At 72.3% G+C, this 18,392-nt stretch carries 21 protein-coding genes; 12 read left to right on the top strand and 9 right to left on the bottom strand.

The annotated features are described in order from the left end of the window. Nucleotides 1–35 precede the first annotated feature (35 nt). Complete coding sequence (locus FBZ33_RS24990) at nucleotides 36–575, top strand: DUF1360 domain-containing protein (RefSeq protein WP_141910885.1); 540 nt, start codon at nucleotides 36–38, stop codon at nucleotides 573–575. Between the two features lie 65 nt (nucleotides 576–640). On the opposite strand, the gene FBZ33_RS24985 is transcribed toward FBZ33_RS24990, so the two are convergent. The 3 genes from FBZ33_RS24985 to FBZ33_RS24975 form a co-directional block, all read right to left on the bottom strand. After that, a complete protein-coding gene (locus FBZ33_RS24985; RefSeq protein WP_099848081.1) occupies nucleotides 641–835 on the bottom strand; it encodes a hypothetical protein in 195 nt (64 codons plus the stop codon). Between the two features lie 23 nt (nucleotides 836–858). After that, nucleotides 859–1,092: a hypothetical protein gene (locus tag FBZ33_RS24980; protein ID WP_218907803.1), complete on the bottom strand. Its 234-nt coding sequence runs from the start codon at nucleotides 1,090–1,092 to the stop codon at nucleotides 859–861. A 278-nt stretch (nucleotides 1,093–1,370) separates the two neighbouring features. Continuing rightward, nucleotides 1,371–2,465 (bottom strand): 3-deoxy-7-phosphoheptulonate synthase, encoded by a 1,095-nt coding sequence (locus tag FBZ33_RS24975; protein ID WP_141910884.1) that lies wholly within the window; start codon nucleotides 2,463–2,465, stop codon nucleotides 1,371–1,373. Between the two features lie 272 nt (nucleotides 2,466–2,737). Between FBZ33_RS24975 and FBZ33_RS24970 the strand changes: the two genes are divergently transcribed. Beyond that, entirely contained in the window at nucleotides 2,738–2,956 is a 219-nt protein-coding gene (locus tag FBZ33_RS24970; protein WP_088949827.1) for a hypothetical protein, read from the top strand. Here the strand turns inward: FBZ33_RS24970 and FBZ33_RS24965 are convergent. Then, entirely contained in the window at nucleotides 2,923–3,666 is a 744-nt protein-coding gene (locus FBZ33_RS24965; protein WP_141910883.1) for a phosphodiesterase, read from the bottom strand. The two genes, FBZ33_RS24970 and FBZ33_RS24965, sit on opposite strands and share 34 nt — an antisense overlap. Before the next feature lie 100 nt (nucleotides 3,667–3,766). Here FBZ33_RS24965 and FBZ33_RS24960 point away from each other — a divergent pair, with 100 nt between their 5' ends. From FBZ33_RS24960 to FBZ33_RS24945, 4 genes are all read left to right on the top strand, one after another. Then, entirely contained in the window at nucleotides 3,767–5,056 is a 1,290-nt protein-coding gene (locus FBZ33_RS24960; RefSeq protein WP_141910882.1) for a pitrilysin family protein, read from the top strand. After that, nucleotides 5,053–6,402 carry a pitrilysin family protein gene (locus tag FBZ33_RS24955; protein WP_088949824.1) on the top strand — a complete coding sequence of 450 codons (1,350 nt, stop codon included), beginning with the start codon at nucleotides 5,053–5,055 and terminating at the stop codon, nucleotides 6,400–6,402. The genes FBZ33_RS24960 and FBZ33_RS24955 overlap by 4 nt, the downstream gene beginning before the upstream one ends. 206 nt (nucleotides 6,403–6,608) lie before the next feature. Further along, complete coding sequence (locus FBZ33_RS24950) at nucleotides 6,609–7,634, top strand: aspartate-semialdehyde dehydrogenase (RefSeq protein WP_088949823.1); 1,026 nt, start codon at nucleotides 6,609–6,611, stop codon at nucleotides 7,632–7,634. 131 nt (nucleotides 7,635–7,765) lie between these two features. After that, nucleotides 7,766–8,206 (top strand): PPOX class F420-dependent oxidoreductase, encoded by a 441-nt coding sequence (locus tag FBZ33_RS24945; protein ID WP_141910881.1) that lies wholly within the window; start codon nucleotides 7,766–7,768, stop codon nucleotides 8,204–8,206. 18 nt (nucleotides 8,207–8,224) lie between these two features. Here the strand turns inward: FBZ33_RS24945 and FBZ33_RS24940 are convergent, their stop codons facing one another. Continuing rightward, on the bottom strand, nucleotides 8,225–8,806 hold the full coding sequence (locus FBZ33_RS24940; protein ID WP_141910880.1) for a nucleotidyltransferase family protein: 582 nt from the start codon (nucleotides 8,804–8,806) through the stop codon (nucleotides 8,225–8,227). 278 nt (nucleotides 8,807–9,084) lie between these two features. On the opposite strand from FBZ33_RS24940, the gene FBZ33_RS24935 reads away from it, so the two are divergent. Next, nucleotides 9,085–9,501: a CBS domain-containing protein gene (locus tag FBZ33_RS24935; protein WP_088949820.1), complete on the top strand. Its 417-nt coding sequence runs from the start codon at nucleotides 9,085–9,087 to the stop codon at nucleotides 9,499–9,501. A gap of 76 nt (nucleotides 9,502–9,577) precedes the next feature. Here FBZ33_RS24935 and FBZ33_RS24930 read toward each other — a convergent pair whose 3' ends face one another. After that, on the bottom strand, nucleotides 9,578–10,687 hold the full coding sequence (locus FBZ33_RS24930; RefSeq protein WP_141910879.1) for a winged helix DNA-binding domain-containing protein: 1,110 nt from the start codon (nucleotides 10,685–10,687) through the stop codon (nucleotides 9,578–9,580). A 195-nt stretch (nucleotides 10,688–10,882) separates the two neighbouring features. Between FBZ33_RS24930 and FBZ33_RS24925 the strand changes: the two genes are divergently transcribed. From FBZ33_RS24925 to FBZ33_RS24905, 5 genes are all read left to right on the top strand, one after another. Next, nucleotides 10,883–11,254 carry an SCP2 sterol-binding domain-containing protein gene (locus FBZ33_RS24925; protein ID WP_099848068.1) on the top strand — a complete coding sequence of 124 codons (372 nt, stop codon included), beginning with the start codon at nucleotides 10,883–10,885 and terminating at the stop codon, nucleotides 11,252–11,254. Beyond that, nucleotides 11,254–13,314 carry a glycogen debranching N-terminal domain-containing protein gene (locus FBZ33_RS24920; protein ID WP_141910878.1) on the top strand — a complete coding sequence of 687 codons (2,061 nt, stop codon included), beginning with the start codon at nucleotides 11,254–11,256 and terminating at the stop codon, nucleotides 13,312–13,314. The genes FBZ33_RS24925 and FBZ33_RS24920 overlap by 1 nt, the downstream gene beginning before the upstream one ends. Before the next feature lie 93 nt (nucleotides 13,315–13,407). Further along, the gene (locus FBZ33_RS24915; RefSeq protein ID WP_141910877.1) at nucleotides 13,408–14,160 is read left to right on the top strand and encodes a 1-acyl-sn-glycerol-3-phosphate acyltransferase; all 753 of its coding nucleotides are present in this window, start codon (nucleotides 13,408–13,410) and stop codon (nucleotides 14,158–14,160) included. 79 nt (nucleotides 14,161–14,239) lie between these two features. Further along, on the top strand, nucleotides 14,240–14,848 hold the full coding sequence (locus FBZ33_RS24910) for an isochorismatase family protein (RefSeq protein WP_141910876.1): 609 nt from the start codon (nucleotides 14,240–14,242) through the stop codon (nucleotides 14,846–14,848). Nucleotides 14,849–14,852: 4 nt separating this feature from the next. Further along, nucleotides 14,853–15,833, top strand: coding sequence for a GlxA family transcriptional regulator (locus FBZ33_RS24905; RefSeq protein ID WP_141910875.1), 981 nt, complete (start codon nucleotides 14,853–14,855; stop codon nucleotides 15,831–15,833). On the opposite strand, the gene FBZ33_RS24900 is transcribed toward FBZ33_RS24905, so the two are convergent. The 3 genes from FBZ33_RS24900 to FBZ33_RS24890 form a co-directional block, all read right to left on the bottom strand. Then, the gene (locus FBZ33_RS24900) at nucleotides 15,715–16,437 is read right to left on the bottom strand and encodes a hypothetical protein (protein ID WP_141910874.1); all 723 of its coding nucleotides are present in this window, start codon (nucleotides 16,435–16,437) and stop codon (nucleotides 15,715–15,717) included. The two genes, FBZ33_RS24905 and FBZ33_RS24900, sit on opposite strands and share 119 nt — an antisense overlap. Before the next feature lie 72 nt (nucleotides 16,438–16,509). Then, nucleotides 16,510–17,223 (bottom strand): response regulator transcription factor, encoded by a 714-nt coding sequence (locus FBZ33_RS24895; protein ID WP_141910873.1) that lies wholly within the window; start codon nucleotides 17,221–17,223, stop codon nucleotides 16,510–16,512. Beyond that, entirely contained in the window at nucleotides 17,196–18,371 is a 1,176-nt protein-coding gene (locus FBZ33_RS24890) for a hypothetical protein (protein ID WP_370453104.1), read from the bottom strand. Before FBZ33_RS24890 ends, FBZ33_RS24895 begins: the two co-directional genes overlap by 28 nt. Nucleotides 18,372–18,392: the final 21 nt, after the last annotated feature.

The raw sequence follows: 18,392 nt of genomic DNA, 5'->3' as shown, positions 1-18,392 counted from the left end.
CTCCCGTACCACCACGACACATCTGAGGAGACCGGGTGAGCGACACTGGCCTGCGACAAAAGGCGGCACGGTTGCGCCGGGCGTACGCGCCGCACGAACACCGACCGCTCGGCGGCTATCTGGTGGCGATGGGCGCCTACGCCGGGGTGACGGGCGCTCTCGCCGGTCTGGTCAAGGTGACCGGTCGCCCGGTGCCGGAGCGTCCCGCCACGTCCGACGTGGTGCTGCTCTCCATCGCCACGCACAAGCTGAGCCGGCTGCTGTCCAAGGACGCGGTGACCAGCCCCCTGCGGGCGCCGTTCACCCGTTACGACCGCCCGATCGGCAGCGGCGAGGTGATGGAGCAGGTCCGCGACTCGGGCAGCCCGACCCGGCACGCCATCGGCGAGTTGCTGAGCTGCCCGTTCTGCCTGGCGGTCTGGGTGGCCACCGGGCTGACCGGCGGCCTGGTGCTCGCGCCCCGGCTGACCCGGCTGGTTGCCACCGCCCTGACGGCGGTCGCCGCGTCCGACTTCCTCCAGATGGCGTACGCGACGGCGCAGCAGGCCGCCGAGGGTGGGCACGACGACGACTGAGCAGTCGAGGACAACGACAGCGGGGGCCGGCGCATGCCGGCCCCCGCTGTCGAATGTCGTACGTCTCAGCGCTGCATGCCGGACCAGCCGTGCGGCGACTCCGGCTCCCGTTCGTCCTCGTCCGCCCCGGTGATGATGTCCCGGTCCACGGCGGTGCGGTCGTGTTCGTTGGCGAAGTCGGGCTCAGGCGTGGTGTCCCTGCCCTTCGGCGGCTGACCCAGCGCCGGCATTTCCTCGTCGTGGTCCTCGCGGTCGGTCATGTCGGTGTCCCTTCTGCGGTCGCTCACCCGATCGAACCGCCCAGCAGGTCACTGGCCTCGTCCACCGCGTACTCGCCCTCGGGCAGCGCGTCGATGCGGGCGAGCAGGTCCGGCGGGAGCTCGGCAGCCACCGCCCGGCGGTAGATCTCGGCCTGGGTGACCCGCTCCTGCGCCCGGTAGATGTCGTCGAGCAGGTCGTCGAGGGCCCGGGTGTCCGGCTCGCCGGACACGGATGCGTCGTCGGTCACCTCGATCAGCTACCCGGGGCGGAATCGGTCAAACGTCACGCCGGGGGGCCTGTCGCACCCGTGGCTCTGGTGGCCCGCCTACAGACAGCGCCGCCCCCGACCTTGTGGGTCGGAGGCGGCGCTGGTGTCGGTGTGCAGGTCGCCTCTCGGCGAGTGGCACTACGCGGCTCCAGCCGGACGGTATTCCGCGAAGGCTATTTAGGTGAGGCCCGGGGACACTGGACACACCGACACCCCTGTCAACGAGCCGACCCCCGCCGGTGTTCCGTGCTCTCGGGTGGCAGCCGTCACACCGTCGTCGGCAGGGTGGCCCTGCGGGCCCGCACGGCGGAGGCCAGGTGGTCGAGCACCTCGGCGGTGTCGTCCCAACCGAGGCAGGCGTCGGTGACCGAGCGGCCGTACTCCAGCTCCCGGGTCGGGTCGAGCTCCTGCCGGCCCGGCAGCAGGAACGACTCCAGCATCACACCGGTGATCCCACGCTGGCCGGCGGCCAGTTGGGCGGCCACGTCCGCGGCGACCTTCGGCTGGTTGCGGTGGTCCTTGCCGCTGTTGGCGTGACTGGCGTCGATCACCAGCCGCTCCGGCAGGTCGGCCGCGCGCAGCAGGTCGAGCGCACCGGCGACCGACTCGGCGTCGTAGTTGGGCCGGCCGCCGCCGCCGCGCAGCACCAGGTGCCCATCCGTGTTCCCCCGGGTGTGCATGATCGCCGGGGTGCCGGAGAAATCGATGCCGGGGAAGACGTGCGGCACCCCGGCGGCGCGGATCGCGTCCACGGCCGTGCCGATGCTGCCGTCGGGGCGGTTCTTCATGCCGATCGGCATGGACAGGCCGGAGGCGAGCTGCCGGTGCACCTGGCTCTCCACGGTGCGGGCACCGATCGCGCCCCAGGCCACCGTGTCCGCGATGTACTGCGGGGTGATCGGGTCGAGGAACTCGCAGCCCACCGGCAGGCCGAGACGCAGCACGTCGAGCAGCAGCGCCCGGGCCAGCCGTAGGCCGGTGTTGACGTCCCCACTGCCGTCCAGGCCCGGGTCGTTGATCAGGCCCTTCCAGCCGACGGTGGAGCGCGGCTTCTCGAAGTAGACCCGCATGACGATCAGCAGGTCGTCAGCCACCCGGTCGGCGGCACCGCGCAGACGCTCGGCGTAGTCGAGGGCGGCGGCCGGATCGTGCACCGAGCAGGGGCCGACCACCACCAGCAGGCGGTCGTCCTCGCGGTCGAGCACCCGACCCACCGCGCGGCGGCCGGTCAGCACGGCCGAGGCGAGCGGGGCGTCCAGGGGTAACTCGTGGTGCAGGAGGGCGGGCGTGGTCAGCGGCACGACACGGTCGATCCGCTGATCGCTGACCCGATTGGTCTCCGGGGTCGTCACGGTGGGCATCCTTCCGCCGACCGTGCCCGGGGCCGGTGCCCGGGACGAGCCGGCTGCTCGTACGCAAAAGGGCAGGAACGACAGCTCCTGCCCAGCCGGCTCGGTCCGTGGTGACGTCAGTTCATGGTGAAGTCACCGGCGTGCGAGCCGGCTGCCTAAACCATCGATAGGAACGCGTCACCGGGCCAGCGTACCCGACCGGGCGGGAACCTCCGGCCGTCGTCCCAAGATGCGGGGCGGAGGCAGCGTGCCGGGGACGAGGTCGGGGTAACAGGGGTGCCATGACCAACGAGCAGAGCGATCAGGACCGGGTGGAGTCCCGCGCCCACCACCTCCTGCCCGAGGAGGAGGCAGTGGGCAGCGACGACCCGGAGGCGCAGGCGGAGGCGATCCTCGCCGAGTCGGACATCCGCGAGGCGGACCAGAACGCGGCCCCGGACACCGTGCTGGAACGTCGTACCTCGGATCAGACGGTGGTCGCGGTCGAGCCGCCGGACTGAGCTGTCGCACCACGTGCCCGGCGTGACCCCCGGTAGGTCTGCTCGCGCAGCCAGGCCAGCGGACCTGCCACCCGCAGCTCGGGTGGCAGGTTGCGCACCGGGTCGAACGCGAGCGCGGCGTCCTCCTCGGCGCTGAGCTGCGCACCGAAGCTGACCTGCCCCACCGGCCGCCACGACCCCACGGCGGACCCGACCGCGAGCACCAGACGCGGCGTGTCCGCCCGGGTCGCGGCGGCCACCGTACTCAGGCTGCGCCCCAGGCTGACCGAGTCGGGGTCGGCCAGCGCGGCCAGCCAGATCCGGCGACGGCCCACGCGGTAACACATGATCGTGGTGTACGTCCCGGTGAAGCGGCGTCGGGGCAGCGGCAGGTTGCGCAGCAGCGGGGCCGCGCCGCTGGAACTGACCAGCAGGTCGAAGGGACGCTCGCCGTCGCGGTGCAGGCGCAGCGCGAGACCCAGCACGTCCGGCCAACTGCCGGGCGTCGGCGTGCCCTTGGAGATCCGGACGGTGGCCCGGTACCGGCCGGGCTCGTCCAGCAGACCGACACCGATGGGTGGTCCGGGCGTACCCCAGATCATCGTCTCGCCGGCGAAAGAGTGACCGGCCGGATGTAGCAGCCGGCCGTGGCGCCGCCGGCCGAGCGCGGCGCTGGCGCGTTCGACGGCGGTGGCGGCCCAGCCGGCGGACGGGGGCGGGGTGACGGTCATGCCCCTCCGTTACCCCGCGCGGCGGCCCCGATGCGGCGGGTCGGCTCGCCGACCGACCGCACGTCACCTTTCCGCCCGTGAGATCGGATAGCGTCGGGGCATGCCCGACAGCGGTTACCCCTGGCCCATCGAGACGTCCCGACTGGACAACGGCCTGCGCGTGGTGGTGAGTGAGGACCGCACGGCGCCGGCCGTGGCCGTCAACCTCTGGTACGACGTCGGCTCCCGGCACGAGCCGGCCGGGCAGACCGGCTTCGCCCACCTCTTCGAGCACCTGATGTTCGAGGGTTCGGTGAACGTGGCGAAGACCGAGCACATGAAGCTGATCCAGGGCTCCGGCGGCTCGCTCAACGCCACCACCAATCCGGACCGGACCAACTACTTCGAGACGGTGCCGGCCGAGCATCTGGAGCTTGCTCTCTGGCTGGAGGCCGACCGGATGGGCGGCCTGGTCCCGGCGCTCACCCAGGAGACGCTGGACAACCAGCGCGACGTGGTCAAGAACGAGCGCCGGCAGCGCTACGAGAACGTCCCGTACGGGGACGCCTGGCTGCGGTTGCTGCCCCTGCTCTACCCGCCGGGGCACCCGTACCATCACGCGACGATCGGCTCGATGGCCGACCTGAACGCTGCCGACCTCGCCACCTTCCAGGCGTTCCACCAGACCTACTACGCGCCCAACAACGCGGTGCTCACCGTGGTCGGCGACGCAACCGCCTCGGATGTGTTCGCACTGGCCGACAAGTATTTCGGTGCCCTTCCCGCGCGCGACGACATCCCGTCGGCCCCGGATGGCCACAGTGTCCCGGCCACCGGGCAGACGGCCGTCGAGTCGGTGAGCGCCGACGTGCCGGCGCCCCGGGTGTACATCGCCCACCGCAGCTACCCGTTCGGCACCCCCGGCTACAACGTGATCACCGTGCTCGCCACCATCCTCGGCAGCGGTCGGGGCAGCCGGCTCTACCAGCGGCTCGCCGACGGTGAGCGGATCGCCCAGCCGGACCTGGTCGGGGCGTACGGGGTGGACCTCGCGCACGCCCCGGCTCCGCTGATCGCCACCGCCACCGCCCGCCCCGGAGTGAGCGCCGAGCGGCTCGCCGGAGGGCTGGCCGAGGTCGTCGACGAGCTGGCCACCGTGCCGGTCACCGCCGCGGAGCTGGACCGGGCCAAGGCGCTGCTCAGCACCGGGTGGTGGCGTCAGCTGTCCACCGTGGACGGTCGCGCGGACCTGCTCGGCCGGTACGCCACGCAGTTCGGCGACCCGGCCCGCATCGCCGACCAGTTGCCGGGCCTGCTCGCGGTGACCGCCGACCAGATCGCCGAGGCCGCCGCCGAGGTGCTCGCCACCGACCGGGTGGTCCTGACCTACCTGCCCGAGGAGACCTCATGACGCTGATCGCCGACCGTCCCGGCCCGGGCGCCGCCCGCCCGTACCGGTTTCCGCCGGTGGTCCGCCGCACGGTGGCCGGCGGCCAGGTCGTCGCCGCGCACCTGCCCGGGCAGAACCTCGCCGTGGCGCTGCTGCTGCTCGACGTGGGCGCGGGCCAGGAGCCGGTCGGCAAGGAGGGCCTGTCCGGTGTGCTGGCCAAGGCGTTGGAGGAGGGGACCGCGCAACGGGACGCCGCCGCGTACGCCCTCGCCGTCGAGGGGCTCGGCACCGCGTTGATGACCGGGCTGGACTGGGACTCGTTCCAGGCCAGCGTGGTGATCCCGGTGGACCGGCTCAGCGCGGCCGTGGAGCTGCTCGCCGAGGCGGTGCGGACGCCCAAGCTGGACCCCGCCGATGTACGCCGGGTGCGCGACGACGAGGCGACCGCACTCCGGATGGACTGGGCCAACCCGGGCCCGCGCGCCGACGCCGCGCTGCGCGCGGACCTGTTCGGCGCGGAGAACCGCTGGGGACGGCCGATGCACGGCGATCCGGACTCGGTCGCCGGGTTGGACGTGGAGGACGTCACGGTCTTCCACTCCGAGTGGTTCCTGCGCCCCGGCACCCTGATCGTCGCCGGTGACCTGGACCGGATCGACCTGGACGCGCTCGCCGCCGCGGCGTTCGCCGGCACCGGCGGCGGCCCGGCCGAGCGGGGCGGCCCGCTCGACGTGCCGCTGCACACCGGCCGGCGGATCATCCTGGTGGACCGTCCCGGCTCGGTGCAGTCGACGCTGCGACTGGGTCACCCGTCGCCGCACCGGGCACACCCCGACCACGTGCCGATGACGCTCGCCGGCACGGTGCTCGGCGGGGCGTTCACCTCCCGGCTCAACCACCTGCTGCGCGAGGTGCACGGCTACACGTACGGCATCCGGGGCGACTTCGCGTCGTCCCGGCGGTTCGGGCGGTTCGCGGTCAGCTCCGGCGTGCAGACGGCGGTCACCGCGCCGGCCCTGGTCGAGGCGGTCGGCGAGATCACCCGTACCCAGGCCAGCGGGGTCACCGAGGACGAGCTGGAGGTGGCGCGGTCCTGGCGGGCGGGGCAGCTCTCCGTCGAGTTGCAGAGCCCCCGGGCGATCGCCTCCGCGTTGACCACGCTGGTGGTGCACGACCTGCCGGACGACTACCACGCCCGTCTGCGGGAGTCGCTGCTCGCCGCCGACGTGGACCAGGTCTCCGCAGCGGCGGCCACCCACCTGCACCCGGACGCGCTGACCCTGGTCATCGAAGGCGACGCCGCGGTCATCCGCGACGACCTGAATGCAGCAGCCCTGGGCGACCTCATCACCATCACCAACCCCTGACCCCACCCGCCCTGACCCCACGCCTCCCTCGTTGATCAAGAGATTTGCGTCAACCCAAGCGCGATTTCTGACGCAAACCTCTTGATCACGGGGGGAGGGCACTGGGCGGTCGGGGATGGGGTTTTGGGGTGGGGTGGGTGTGATGCGGGCCTGGGGCGTGGGAAAGGGCTCCCGGTTGCGGTGGTGGGCTGGGTAGCCTCGCGGGCATGAGGATCGGCATTGTGGGGTCCACCGGCCAGGTCGGTGGCGTGATGCGGCAGGTGCTGGCGGAACGGAAGTTCCCGGCGGAGCAGGTGCGGTTGTTCGCCTCGGCGCGGTCGGCCGGGCGGACACTGCCGTGGCGCGACGGTGAGGTGACAGTCGAGGACGCCGCGACCGCGGACTACTCCGGCCTGGACATCGTGCTCTTCTCGGCCGGTAAGGGCACGGCCCGGGAGCTGGCACCCCGGGTCGCCGAGGCCGGCGCCGTGGTGATCGACAACTCCTCGGCGTTCCGGATGGACCCGCAGGTGCCGCTGGTGGTCGCCGAGGTCAACCCGCACGCGGCCCTCGATCGCCCGAAGGGCATCATCGCCAACCCCAACTGCACCACGATGGCCGCGATGCCGGTGCTGCGCCCGCTGCACGCCGAGGCTGGTCTGATCGGCCTGGTCGTCTCCACGTACCAGGCGGTCTCCGGTGCCGGGCTGGCCGGCGTCGCCGAGTTGGACGAGCAGGTCCGCAAGGTCGCCGAGCACGCCGCGGGGCTGGCCTTCGACGGCTCGGCCGTGGAGTTTCCCGCGCCGCGCTCGTTCACCCAGCCGATCGCGTTCAACGTGCTCCCGCTGGCCGGCTCGATCGTCGACGACGGCTCGTTCGAGACCGACGAGGAGCAGAAGCTCCGCAACGAGAGCCGCAAGATCCTCGAAATCCCCGACCTGAAGGTGTCCGGCACCTGCGTCCGGGTGCCGGTCTTCACCGGTCACTCGTTGCAGATCAACGCCCGGTTCGCCCGGCCGCTCACCCCGCAGCGCGCACACGAGCTGCTGGCCGACGCCCCCGGTGTGGCGCTGACCGACGTTCCGACGCCGTTGCAGGCCGCCGGGCAGGACCCGACGTACGTGGGTCGGATCCGCGCCGACGAGACCGCTGATTACGGGCTGGCCCTGTTCTGCTCCAACGACAACCTGCGTAAGGGCGCCGCGCTGAACGCGGTGCAGATCGCCGAGCTGGTCGCCGCCGAACGCCGCTGACCGTCGTCGTCACCGGGCCCTCGCCGCACGTCGGCGGGGGCCCGGTTTCGTTCCTGGCAGCCTCCTGCGACGATCCGCCGGTCGTGCTTGGATGGGACGAAGCCGATCGATCGTCCCACCTGGAGGAAACCGTGCCGGATGACCGCGTCCAGCAGGCGTTGACCGATCTCGTCGCCGGGCGTTCGATGGGCGTCCTCGCCACGATCAAGCGGGACGGGCGACCACAGCTGTCCACAGTGGTCTACTCCTTCGACCGCGGCGCCGGCCTGATCCGGGTCTCGGTCACCGGCGGCCGGGCCAAGACCGCCAACCTGCGCCGGGACCCCCGGGCCAGCTTCCACGTCGGCAGCGAGGACGGCTGGGCGTACGCGGTGGTCGAGTGCCGCGCCGAGCTGACCGCGCCGGCCGCCGAGCCCGGCGACGAGACCGTCGAGGAGTTGGTGGCGCTCTACCGGGGGCTGCGCGGCGACCACCCCGACTGGGACGAATACCGCCAGGCCATGGTCGACGAGGCGCGGCTGGTGCTGCGCCTGCACGTGGAACGCATCTACGGGATGCCGCCCCGGGGCTGACGCGCCCGTCACTGCCGGTCAGCCCGGTTCGATCACGGTCACCCCGGGCCAGCGCTGCGCGGGTCGGTGCCGGGCCAACCGCTGCCGGGACCGGGCCACGTCCACCCGGGCCGGGTTGTGCCGCCAGACCCCGCCCAGCAGATCCGCCAGACCGTACGGGGCGCAGACCTCCAGACGGTCGGCCGGGTCCAGCCGGACGACCACCGCCGTCGCGTACTCCGGCCAGGTGGCCACCGCCTCGGCCACGCTGCGGTACGGCTCGATCGGGTCGCCGCCGAACCTCGCCGCGTACCAGGTGTGCACCGCCGCCTGGTTGCGTGCCTGCCACGGCGGGTCGGGCCACGCCGCCGTCAGGCGGGCGGTGGCGCGGTGGTCGTCGTCGCGGGTCAGCCTCGTCGGGTCGAAGAAGACCACGTCCACGTCCCGGACCGTCGTCGGGTCGAACCCGTCGCCGTACCGCTCGCCCCAGACCAGGTCGCGCAGGGCGCCCGCGCCGATCCAGGCGTCCGGCAGCCCGGAGTCACGCACCACTGTCAGTGCCCGGGTGAGCCAGGCGCAGCCGGCGACCAACTCCCGCAACTCCTGCTCGCCCGTCGTCATCCGCCCACGATAGGCAGCAGTTCTTCCCTTCGGAACGGGCGCGGGCCGCAGTCGGCCTGCTGGGGTACGCGCTGGCGATTGTCGTCGGATACCTGGCCAGCCCGCTGCTCGCGCTGGTGATCTTCCTTCTGTTGCCGATGTTCTACACAGTGACCAGCAGTGGATTCTACGAACTGCGGCGTTTGCGGCACCCCCACGGATAGCCCGGCGAGCCGTCGGCGTTACCCCGTCCGGGGCGGCGGGTAGACGGGCCGTGCCGACACCGAGAGGGGAGCACCATGACAACGGTCGGAGAGTTCATGACGACCCGGTTGGTGACGATGGACGGCAACGACACGCTCATCGCCGCCGCGCAGGAGATGCGTGACAGCGCGATTGGCGATGTGGTGGTGACCGACGGCGACAGCGTGGTCGGCATCGTCACGGACCGGGACATCACGGTCCGAGGTGTCGCGGAGAACATGGACCCGGGCTCCACGCAGCTCAACCAGATCACCACCCGCGACGTGATCACGGTGAGCCAGTACGACGACGTGGTGGCCGCCGCTGACCTGATGCGTACGTACGCCGTACGCCGGCTCCCGGTGATCGACGACGGGCGTCTTGTCGGCCTGATCTCGATGGGTGACCTCGCGGTCGAGCGTGAACCGCAGTCGGTGCTCGCGGACATCAGCGCCGACGATCCAAACAACTGACCGTCCGCCGCGGGCGCGCCGGCTCTCTCCCTCGGGGGAGGGCCGGCGCTGCGGTGTCGCGGACCAGATCGAGGGATCAGGACTGGTCGAACTGGAGCCGCACGTCGGTGACCCCACGAGCGGCGGCCACTGTCGCGGCCTCGGCGTCGACGTCGCGTCGGACCCTGGCGGACAGCGACGACCACGGGGTGACGGTCAGCTCCAGTCGCTTCTTTCCGGCCTGCCGTGCCCGCCAGGTGCCGGTCACCTCCCCGTCCACCAGCAGCGCACCCGGATTGCCGATGGCTCGCCACAGTTGCTTCTGGTGCTCGCGTTCGGGCACCAGCAGGTCACGATCGCGACCGGCGAGGAACGGATCGCCCGGCGGCAGCAGTCGCACCAGCCGGGGCGGCGGCGCGTCGGTCAGCGCCTCGACCGCGTCTGCCGGCAGCCAGGCGGGTCGCCCGTCGACCCGCACCTCGACCAGGCCCGTCGGCCAGACCCGACGCAGCTCCGTCGTCGAGGAGCCGAGGAAGCCGGCGGCGTCGGCCGGGGTGGCCGGGCCGAGCAGCCGCAGGTATGTCGTGACCAGCTCGGCGGTGTGCGCGGCGGCGGTGGGCGGGTCGGTGCGCTCGGGCAGTGGGGCGAGCCGGGCGGCGCGGCCGGACACCACGAGGCGCACCCCACCGGCGAGCCCGGCCTGTTGAAAGACCGCACCGGAAATGTGCCGGGCCTGGCACACCCGGCAGTCGTAGGTCAGCTCGCTGGGCACCCGGTCGGAGACGGCACGGCTCACCACGCCGCGCTCCAACTCGGTGGTGACCACCGACTGGAACGCCTCGGCGGTGGCCCGGAAGGCGGCCAGCCCGAGCCGTGCACCCGCGCCGATCTGGCCCGGGATGCGGCGGGTGGCGTCGGCGTCGCTGAGCGGCCAGATCGCCGCGGCCAGCGCCGGCAACTCGGCCCGGCGGTGCAGGTGCGGGGCGCCGCGCATCGACCAGACCAGCTCCAGGCGGTCGTCCGGCCCGGTCGCGCCGCGCGCCGCCAGTGCCTGCCGGGCGCTGCCGTAGGGCGTGTCCTGCACGCCGAGAGCCAGAACGGCCAGGTCGCCCGGACGAGGGCCGCCGGAGCGGTCGAGCTGCTGGGCCGCCGCCCGGTAGGCGAGCACCTGCCGCCGGTCGACCTGTGGTGGTGTCTGCCCGCTCATGTGCCTCCCGTCCCGCACGTCCCGTCCGGGACGCTACCGCGCTGGTCCGACACCGCCCGGCGGCTCACCCGATCCGGGCGAGGTTGACCGGGGAACCGGCGGGGACCCGTGCGGGGACGTGCAACGCCGGCCGGCCGCGCGACGCGAGCGCGGTGAATGGGACCCCGGGCCCGGCAACTGGGAGGAGTGGACCCGATGGTGGACGCGACCACGAGGTTCTTCGAGGACCTGGACCGGCGGGGGTACGAACCCCTGCTGGCCAAGACCTCCGGGACAGTGCGTATCGACCTGCACGAGGGGGCGCAGACCCGGCACTGGCTGCTGAGGATCGACCACGGCCGGCTGGACGTGAGTCAGGAGGACCAGGAGGCCGACACGGTCATCGGGACGAGCCCGGTGCTCTTCGACGACATCGCCTCGGGCCGCGAACACGGCCTGGCCGCGCTGTTGCGCGGGGACATGACGGTGTCCGGGGACGCTCGTCTCGTCGTACAGGTGGAGCGGATCTTCCCGGGTTCCCCGGACGCCCGTGGACCTCGTCGGCGTTTCGTGGGGGAGGCGGACTGATGGGGCAGAGCAACACGATCCGGATCCTGGACGGCAACACGTTCGTCGTCTGCGAGGACACCGGTGACATCGAGGCGACACCGAGCGAGCCGACCGGGCTGTTCTCCATCGACACCCGGTTCCTGTCGATCTGGGTGCTGACCGTCAACGGTGAGCGGCTGAACTCGCTCTCCTTCGACGACCTCCAGTACTTCGAGTCGCGCTTCTTCCTCGTCCCGGGGATGGCCACGCACTACGTGGACGCGAAGCTGTCGATCATCCGCGAGCGCGCGGTGGGTGGCAGCTTCTGCGAGCAGCTCACCATCCTCAACCACGACGAGAAGCCGGTCGACCTGGAAGTCCGGATGGACGCGGCGTCGGACTTCGCCGACCTGTTCCAGGTCAAGGACGAGATCGTGAACAAGAAGGGCGAGATCTTCACCGAGGTCGAGTCGGACAGGCTGCGGTTGGGATACCGAAGGGGCAACTTCCAACGCGAGACGGTCATCTCCTCGTCGATGTCTCCCCGCTACGACAGCAAGGGCTTCGCGTACACGGTGCACCTGGAGCCCAACGAGCAGTGGGAAGCCTCGATCGACGTCAAGACGCACGCCGTCGGTCCGGGCGGCCGGGACCTGCGGTTCGGGCTGCGGGTGCACGGCAACGAGCGGCTCGCCCTCCAGCACGACCTGGAGCAGTGGATCGCCGACGCTCCGAAGGTCAACAGTGAGCACGGCCGAGTGGCCGCCACGTACCGGCGCAGCCTGATCGACCTGGCGGCGCTGCGCTTCTCGCCGCTGTCGCTGGGCGGCGCCACTCTGCCGGCGGCCGGCCTGCCCTGGTTCATGACCATGTTCGGCCGGGACAGCATCCTCACCTGCCTCCAGACGCTGCCGTTCACCCCGCAGTTGTCGAAGACGACCCTGCGCATCCTGGCCTCCCTGCAGGGCAGCCGGTTCGACGACTTCCGGGACGAGGACCCCGGGCGCATCCTGCACGAGATGCGTTACGGCGAGACCGCGGCCTTCGAGGAGCAACCCCACTCGCCGTACTACGGCTCGGTGGACGCGACACCGCTGTTCGTCGTGCTGCTCGACGAGTACGAGCGGTGGACCGGGGACGTCGCGCTGGTCAAGGAGTTGGAGCGGGAGTCCCGGGCGGCGCTGAAGTGGATCGACAACTACGCCGACCTGGTCGGCAGCGGCTACATCTGGTACGAGCGGCGCAACACCGACACCGGCCTGGAGAACCAGTGCTGGAAGGACTCCTGGGACTCGATCTCCTACCGCGACGGCACCCTGCCGCCGTTCCCGCGGGCCACCTGCGAGGTGCAGGGGTACGCGTACGACGCGAAGGTCCGCGGGGCGCGGATGGCCCGTGAGTTCTGGGATGACCCGGAGTTCGCCGACCAGTTGGAGCGGGAGGCGGCAGCCCTGAAGGAGCGGTTCAACCGGGACTGGTGGGTGGACGACGGCGAGTTCTACGCCCTGGCCCTGGACCCGGACGGTCGCCAGTGCGACATCCTCAGCTCGAACATCGGCCACCTGCTGTGGAGCGGGATCGTCGAACCCGAGCGGGCGGAGAAGCTGGCCGCCCACCTGGTGGGGCCGCGGCTCTTCTCCGGCTGGGGAGTGCGCACCCTTGCCGAGGGCGAGGCCCGGTACAACCCGATCGGCTACCACAACGGCACGATCTGGCCGTTCGACAACTCCTTCATCGCCTGGGGTCTGCGCCGGTACGGTTTTGCCGAGGAGGCCGCCACCATCGCCAACGGCATCCTGGACGCGGCCACGTACTTCGACGGCCGGTTGCCGGAGGCGTTCGGCGGCTATCCCCGGGAGCTGACCAAGTTCCCGGTGGAGTATCCGACGGCGTGCAGCCCGCAGGCCTGGTCGACCGGCACCCCGCTGCTGCTGCTGCGGACCATGCTCGGTCTGGAGCCACACGAGGGTCACCTGACCGTCGAGCCACGGCTGCCGGTGGGCATGGGGCGGATCGAGGTGCTGGACATCCCGGGTCGCTGGGGCCGGGTGGACGCGTTCGCCCGGGGCCGGCTGGACCTGGACAAGCTCGCCGACTGAGCGATCGGCCGACGAACCGGCGGCGGCGGGCAACCCGCGTCGCCGCCGGTCGCCACCCAGCCGAACCACAGGCTGGCAGGGTAGATTCTGCGGATGCCGGAGCTCGTGTACCCGCCCGTTATCGCCGCCGCCAAGACGGCGTTCCGTCTTCTCGACCTGAAGATCACCATCGAGGGCGCCCACCACGTACCCCGCACCGGCGGGGCGGTGCTTGCCAGCAACCACGTGAGCTACCTCGACTTCATCTTCGCCGGCCTGGGCGCGAACCCCTCGGGGCGGCTGGTCCGGTTCATGGCCAAGCAGTCGGTCTTCGCGGACCGGATCGGCGGCCCGTTGATGCGCGGGATGAAGCACATTCCGGTGGACCGGCAGGCCGGCGCTGCCTCGTTCCGGGCCGCTGTGGACGCGCTCAAGCGTGGCGAGGTCGTCGGCGTCTTCCCCGAGGGGACGATCAGCCGGTCGTTCACCGTGAAGGAGCTCAAGAGCGGCACGGTCCGGATGGCCCGTTCGGCGAAGGTGCCGGTGCTGCCGGTCGCGGTGTGGGGCACCCAACGGCTCTGGACCAAGGGCCGCCCGCGCACGCTGACCCGCCGGCACACCCCGATCACCATCCTGGTCGGCGAGCCGATCAACCCGGCGGACTTCCCGGACCCGAACGTGCTGGCGGAGGAGCTGACCACCCGGCTCAGCGCGCTCGTCGACCGGGCCCAGAGGGACTACCCGGACGCCCCGGCCGGCCCGGACGACACCTGGTGGCTGCCCGCGCACCTGGGCGGCAGCGCGCCCACGCCGGAGGAGGCCGCCGTTCTGGACGCCGCCGCCGAGCAGCGCACCCCCAGCGCCTGACGCCGACGTGGCCGGATCGTTCCGCACCCGGGCGTGATGGTGTCTGCCGGCGCGGTCCTCATCCGGTCAGGATCGGAGCATGAGCAGAGCAGCACTCGTCGTGATCGACGTCCAGGAGTCCTTCCGTCAGCGCCCGATCTGGGCGTACGGCTCCAACCCCGACCTGGTGCGCCAGGTCGAACGACTGGTCGCCGCGGCCCGCGAGCGCGGCGACCAGGTGGTCTGGGTCCTGCACTCCGAGCCGGGCACCGGTGGGTTGTTCGACCCCGCCCTCGGGCACGTGCGGCTGATCGACGGGCTGGTCCCGGCCGAGGGTGAGCCGACGCTGGTCAAGACCGCGCACAACGCGTTCACCACCACGAACCTCCAGCAGGTGCTCACCCAGGCGGGCATCCAGGACATCACCGTCTGCGGCATCCGCACCGAGCAGTGCGTGGAGACCACCGCCCGGGTCGGCTCCGACCTCGGCTACCGGATGACGTTCGTCACCGACGCCACGCTGACCTTCCCCATCCCACACCGGGACCTGCCGGAGACCGCCACGGTGGCGGAGATCCTGGCCGACCCGCGCACCCTCACCAACGAGGAGATCGTCACCCGCACCGAGTACGCGCTGGCTGGCCGCTTCGCGACCATCCGCACCGTGGACGAGGTGACCGGCGCGGCCCTCGCCGGCACCCGGAGCTGACGCGATGACCCGGGTCGTCTTCCTGCTGGTCCCGCAGCTGCACCTGCTGGACCTCGCCGGGCCGGCCCAGGTCTTCTCCAGCGCCGCCGACCTCGGTCTCGACTACCGGCTGCACTACGTCGCCGAGCGGGAGCAGGTGACCACCGTGCAGGGCGTACCCCTGGTCGCCGACACCCGGTGGCCCGAGCTGGCCCCGGACGACCTGGTCATCGTGCCCGGTTGGCGGCCGACGGCGCACGGGCCGCAAGGGCCGGTGTCGCCCGGCGACCTGCGGCGGCTGGCCGAGCACCATCGCGCCGGTGGCACGGTGGCCAGCATCTGCGCCGGGGCGTACGCCCTCGGGCGGGCCGGGCTGCTCGACGGTCGACGTTGCACCACCCACCACGAGGTGCAGGACGACCTGGCCCGCCGGCACCCGGCGGCCCAGGTCATCCGCGACGTCCTGTACGTGGTCGACGACCGGGTGGTCACCTCGGCCGGCATCGCCAGTGGCATCGACGTGGCGCTGCACCTGGTGGCCACCCGGCATGGCCCGTCGACCGCCGCGAAGATCGCCCGCACGCTGGTCGTCTACGTGCGCCGCAACGGGCACGAGCAGCAGGCCAGCGCGATGATGCGGCACCGTTCACATCTGTCCGACTCGGTGCACCGGGTGCAGGATCTGATCGACAGCCGGTACGCCGAGACGCTGCCACTGGCCGAGCTGGCGGCTGCCGGCGGCCTTGCGGAACGGACGCTGACCCGGCTGTTCCGCGCGGCCACCGGGCTCACCCCGCTCGGCTACCAGCAGGTGCTGCGGGTGGAACGTGCCGAGCACCTGATCGGCCACGGCACGACAGTGGACGCCGCCGCGCGGACCGTCGGCTTCAGCGATGCCCGGATGCTGCGCCGCCTGCGAGCCCGCGCCACGAGCTCGGCTCCGGCCCCGAGCGGTAGTAGTCGTCCCGAGAGTGGAACTCCACCGGCAACGAGCCGGGCAGCGTGACCCGGGTGGCCCCGGCGAGCAGGGCGGGCCCGGCCCGCAACAGCAGCACGTCGCGCTCCTGAGCCGACAGGTCGACCAGTTCAGGTCGGGTGAGCCGGAACGTGGCGACCGCCCGGCGGACCTGTCGGGCCAACGACACGACCTCTCCCGCCGGGCCGCCGAGGGCCAACGCCGGCTGTTGAATGGTGCGCAACGCGTCGCAGACGATCAACAGCTGCGACGGCTCGTCCTCCTCGGCGACCGGCAGCTCCAACCGGGACGGCCACTGCCACCGGATCTGCCCACTCATCAGGCCGTTCAGCCGTGCGGATGGCCGCGTTCGGGGCAGGTCGTCGGCGACCAGCGACAGGTGCGAGCCGCTGCCCACCCAGCAGATCCGCTGGTCGGTGACGGTCACCGCGACGGGCTCGGGTAGCTGCCAACGGCGCCGTGTCTCGCTCGGCCCGAGCAGGTAGCCCGCGACCAGCAGACGGTGGCGGGCGAGGACCCGTTCACCATGCACCGGACGCAGGTTGTAACGGCGATCCAGGGTCGGCCCCACTTCGTCGTCCGGGGCGTCGAACCGGTGCGGACCGATGAAAAAGGGGGACGCGTCGGCGTGCATCGTCACGACCTCCCGATCAGCTGGCTGTGTGGTGAAGCCTGTCGGATCGGCCGGCCGCTGTCATGACGCCTGTTAGGGGGTCGGCCGGTCGTGCGCCGCGTGTGACCGGTAGATGCCGATCTCCTCCGGGCGGACGAGGCCGTCCTCGATCGCGCGGGCGAGTAATGCCGCCTTTGTGGCGGCCGGCCGCCCCGCCCGGGTGTACTTGATCCGAGCACGGTCGACGTACTGCTTCACCGTGTGCTCGCTGATCCGCATCCGGCGCGCCACCGACGCCTTGGACATCGACTGGAACCAGAGCAGCAGCGCCTCACGTTCCTTGTCGGACAGCATCGGCCGGTCCGGTCGCGGGTCGCCGACCATGGCTCCGGCCAGCGCCGGCGGCACGTACGGGCGGTCGCTCGCGGCGGCCAGCACGGTCGCCACGCAGTGCTCCCGCCCCTCGTGCTTGGCCAGGAACGCCACCGCCCCGGCGTCCAGCGCGGCGAGCATGGTCTGCGGGTCGGTGTGCTCCGAATAGACCACCACCCGACGCCCGGCGGTGCTCAGCTCGGCCAACTTGTCCAACGCCATCCGCCCGTGCAGCCTCAGGTCGAGCAGGACGACGTCGGCGTGCGGCGCCACCCGCAGCACCTCGTCCGGGTCGTCGCCGGTGGCCAGCACGGTCAGCCGCGGCTCGGTGGCGAGCCAGGCGCGGACCCCCTCGACCACGACGGGATGGTCGTCGACGATCGCCACACCGATCGGCCGTTCGCCGGTCATCGCTGCCACCGGGTCTGCGCCCATCTGATGTTCCCGTCCCGTTCGTAGAGGTGCTGCACCTGCCCGTCGTCGTACTCCCCGGGTGGCGGGCCGGTCGCCTCCGGCCCCTCCCGGTCCGGCGTGACCAGGCTGACCACCACCTCGTCCGGGCCGGAGACCACTGTCAGCCGGGCCCAGCCCTCGGCGTCGGCGAGGGTGCCGGTGAGCGGGTCGGCCAGCCGGCGTCGGATCTCCACCGGCAGCGGTGGCGGGGTCCCGATGGTGACCAGGTCGATCGGTAGGCCGTTGCGTTCCGCCAGGTCGGCGGCGGCCCGCAACTCGTGCAGCAGTGGGTCGGGCACGTCGTCCGACTCGGCGATCAGGCGGCGCAGCCGGCCGGCGGCCAGCACGCTGCGGCGCTGCACCTCCGGGTCGTTGGGGTCGGCCTGACCGGCGGCCAACTCCCCGAGCACCCGCCCGGCCGCCGAGCTGACCAGGGCGAGCCGGTCCCGACGGTCGCGGAGGCCACGCTCCGCGGCGTCGCGCTCCGCCGCCATAGTATGGCCGGCGGCCGAGACGGCGGCGCGTTCCCGCGCCAGCGAGACGATCGTCGTGCTGCCCACGAACACCGCCACCGGCAGCGAGAACGTGCCGTAGACGTACATCACGTAGCGGGCCACGTCGACCGGGTCGGGACCGTGCCCGAGCACGGCGACCAGCGCGATCAACGCGTGCGTGGTCAGCAGCGCGATCAGCCCCACGACCCGCCGACCCCACAGGGCCAGCACGAAGAACCAGCCGAGCGTGCCCCACACCCAGTTGGCGGCGGCGAACAACTGCCGCTCGCCGACCGCTGCGAAGACGGCCGCGTCGACGGCGAGCAGCAGCGCGGCCAACGGCCACGGCGGCAGCGGTGAGCCGCGCAGCAGCCGTATCCCGGCCACCGCGCCGGTCACCGCGACCAGTGCCCACGCGCCGAGCACCACCACCGGCGCGGCGAACTCCGCGCGGGCGGCCCACACCGCAGGCAGCCCGATCGCGACGTGCCAGGCCAGAGCGATGGCGACGGCGGCGATCCGGGCACCCCGGTCGGAGGCCTGCGCGACGGCCGCCGGCGCGGCGAGCCCCTCGGCGGAGACCGGCTCCCGGGGGGCCGGCACGCTGGCCCGGTCCGGTGCCTGCGGTGCGCCGATGGTGTGCGCTGGCGCGCCGAG

The organism is Micromonospora sp. A202 (genome assembly GCF_006715105.1).
GTDB lineage: Bacteria > Actinomycetota > Actinomycetes > Mycobacteriales > Micromonosporaceae > Micromonospora > Micromonospora zamorensis.
The sequence above is the reverse complement of the archived record's forward strand: the minus strand, read 5'-3'. Positions and strand labels throughout refer to the sequence as shown.

Excerpts from the sequence above, each read along its gene's own strand:
- FBZ33_RS24985 (WP_099848081.1), bottom strand. The coding sequence starts at position 835 with ATGACCGACCGCGAGGACCACGACGAGGAAATGCCGGCGCTGGGTCAG.
- FBZ33_RS24975 (WP_141910884.1), bottom strand. The coding sequence starts at position 2,465 with ATGCCCACCGTGACGACCCCGGAGACCAATCGGGTCAGCGATCAGCGG.
- FBZ33_RS24970 (WP_088949827.1), top strand. The coding sequence starts at position 2,738 with ATGACCAACGAGCAGAGCGATCAGGACCGGGTGGAGTCCCGCGCCCAC.
- FBZ33_RS24965 (WP_141910883.1), bottom strand. The coding sequence starts at position 3,666 with ATGACCGTCACCCCGCCCCCGTCCGCCGGCTGGGCCGCCACCGCCGTC.
- FBZ33_RS24960 (WP_141910882.1), top strand. The coding sequence starts at position 3,767 with ATGCCCGACAGCGGTTACCCCTGGCCCATCGAGACGTCCCGACTGGAC.
- FBZ33_RS24955 (WP_088949824.1), top strand. The coding sequence starts at position 5,053 with ATGACGCTGATCGCCGACCGTCCCGGCCCGGGCGCCGCCCGCCCGTAC.
- FBZ33_RS24950 (WP_088949823.1), top strand. The coding sequence starts at position 6,609 with ATGAGGATCGGCATTGTGGGGTCCACCGGCCAGGTCGGTGGCGTGATG.
- FBZ33_RS24940 (WP_141910880.1), bottom strand. The coding sequence starts at position 8,806 with ATGACGACGGGCGAGCAGGAGTTGCGGGAGTTGGTCGCCGGCTGCGCC.
- FBZ33_RS24935 (WP_088949820.1), top strand. The coding sequence starts at position 9,085 with ATGACAACGGTCGGAGAGTTCATGACGACCCGGTTGGTGACGATGGAC.
- FBZ33_RS24930 (WP_141910879.1), bottom strand. The coding sequence starts at position 10,687 with ATGAGCGGGCAGACACCACCACAGGTCGACCGGCGGCAGGTGCTCGCC.
- FBZ33_RS24925 (WP_099848068.1), top strand. The coding sequence starts at position 10,883 with ATGGTGGACGCGACCACGAGGTTCTTCGAGGACCTGGACCGGCGGGGG.
- FBZ33_RS24920 (WP_141910878.1), top strand. The coding sequence starts at position 11,254 with ATGGGGCAGAGCAACACGATCCGGATCCTGGACGGCAACACGTTCGTC.
- FBZ33_RS24915 (WP_141910877.1), top strand. The coding sequence starts at position 13,408 with ATGCCGGAGCTCGTGTACCCGCCCGTTATCGCCGCCGCCAAGACGGCG.
- FBZ33_RS24910 (WP_141910876.1), top strand. The coding sequence starts at position 14,240 with ATGAGCAGAGCAGCACTCGTCGTGATCGACGTCCAGGAGTCCTTCCGT.
- FBZ33_RS24905 (WP_141910875.1), top strand. The coding sequence starts at position 14,853 with ATGACCCGGGTCGTCTTCCTGCTGGTCCCGCAGCTGCACCTGCTGGAC.
- FBZ33_RS24900 (WP_141910874.1), bottom strand. The coding sequence starts at position 16,437 with ATGCACGCCGACGCGTCCCCCTTTTTCATCGGTCCGCACCGGTTCGAC.
- FBZ33_RS24895 (WP_141910873.1), bottom strand. The coding sequence starts at position 17,223 with ATGGGCGCAGACCCGGTGGCAGCGATGACCGGCGAACGGCCGATCGGT.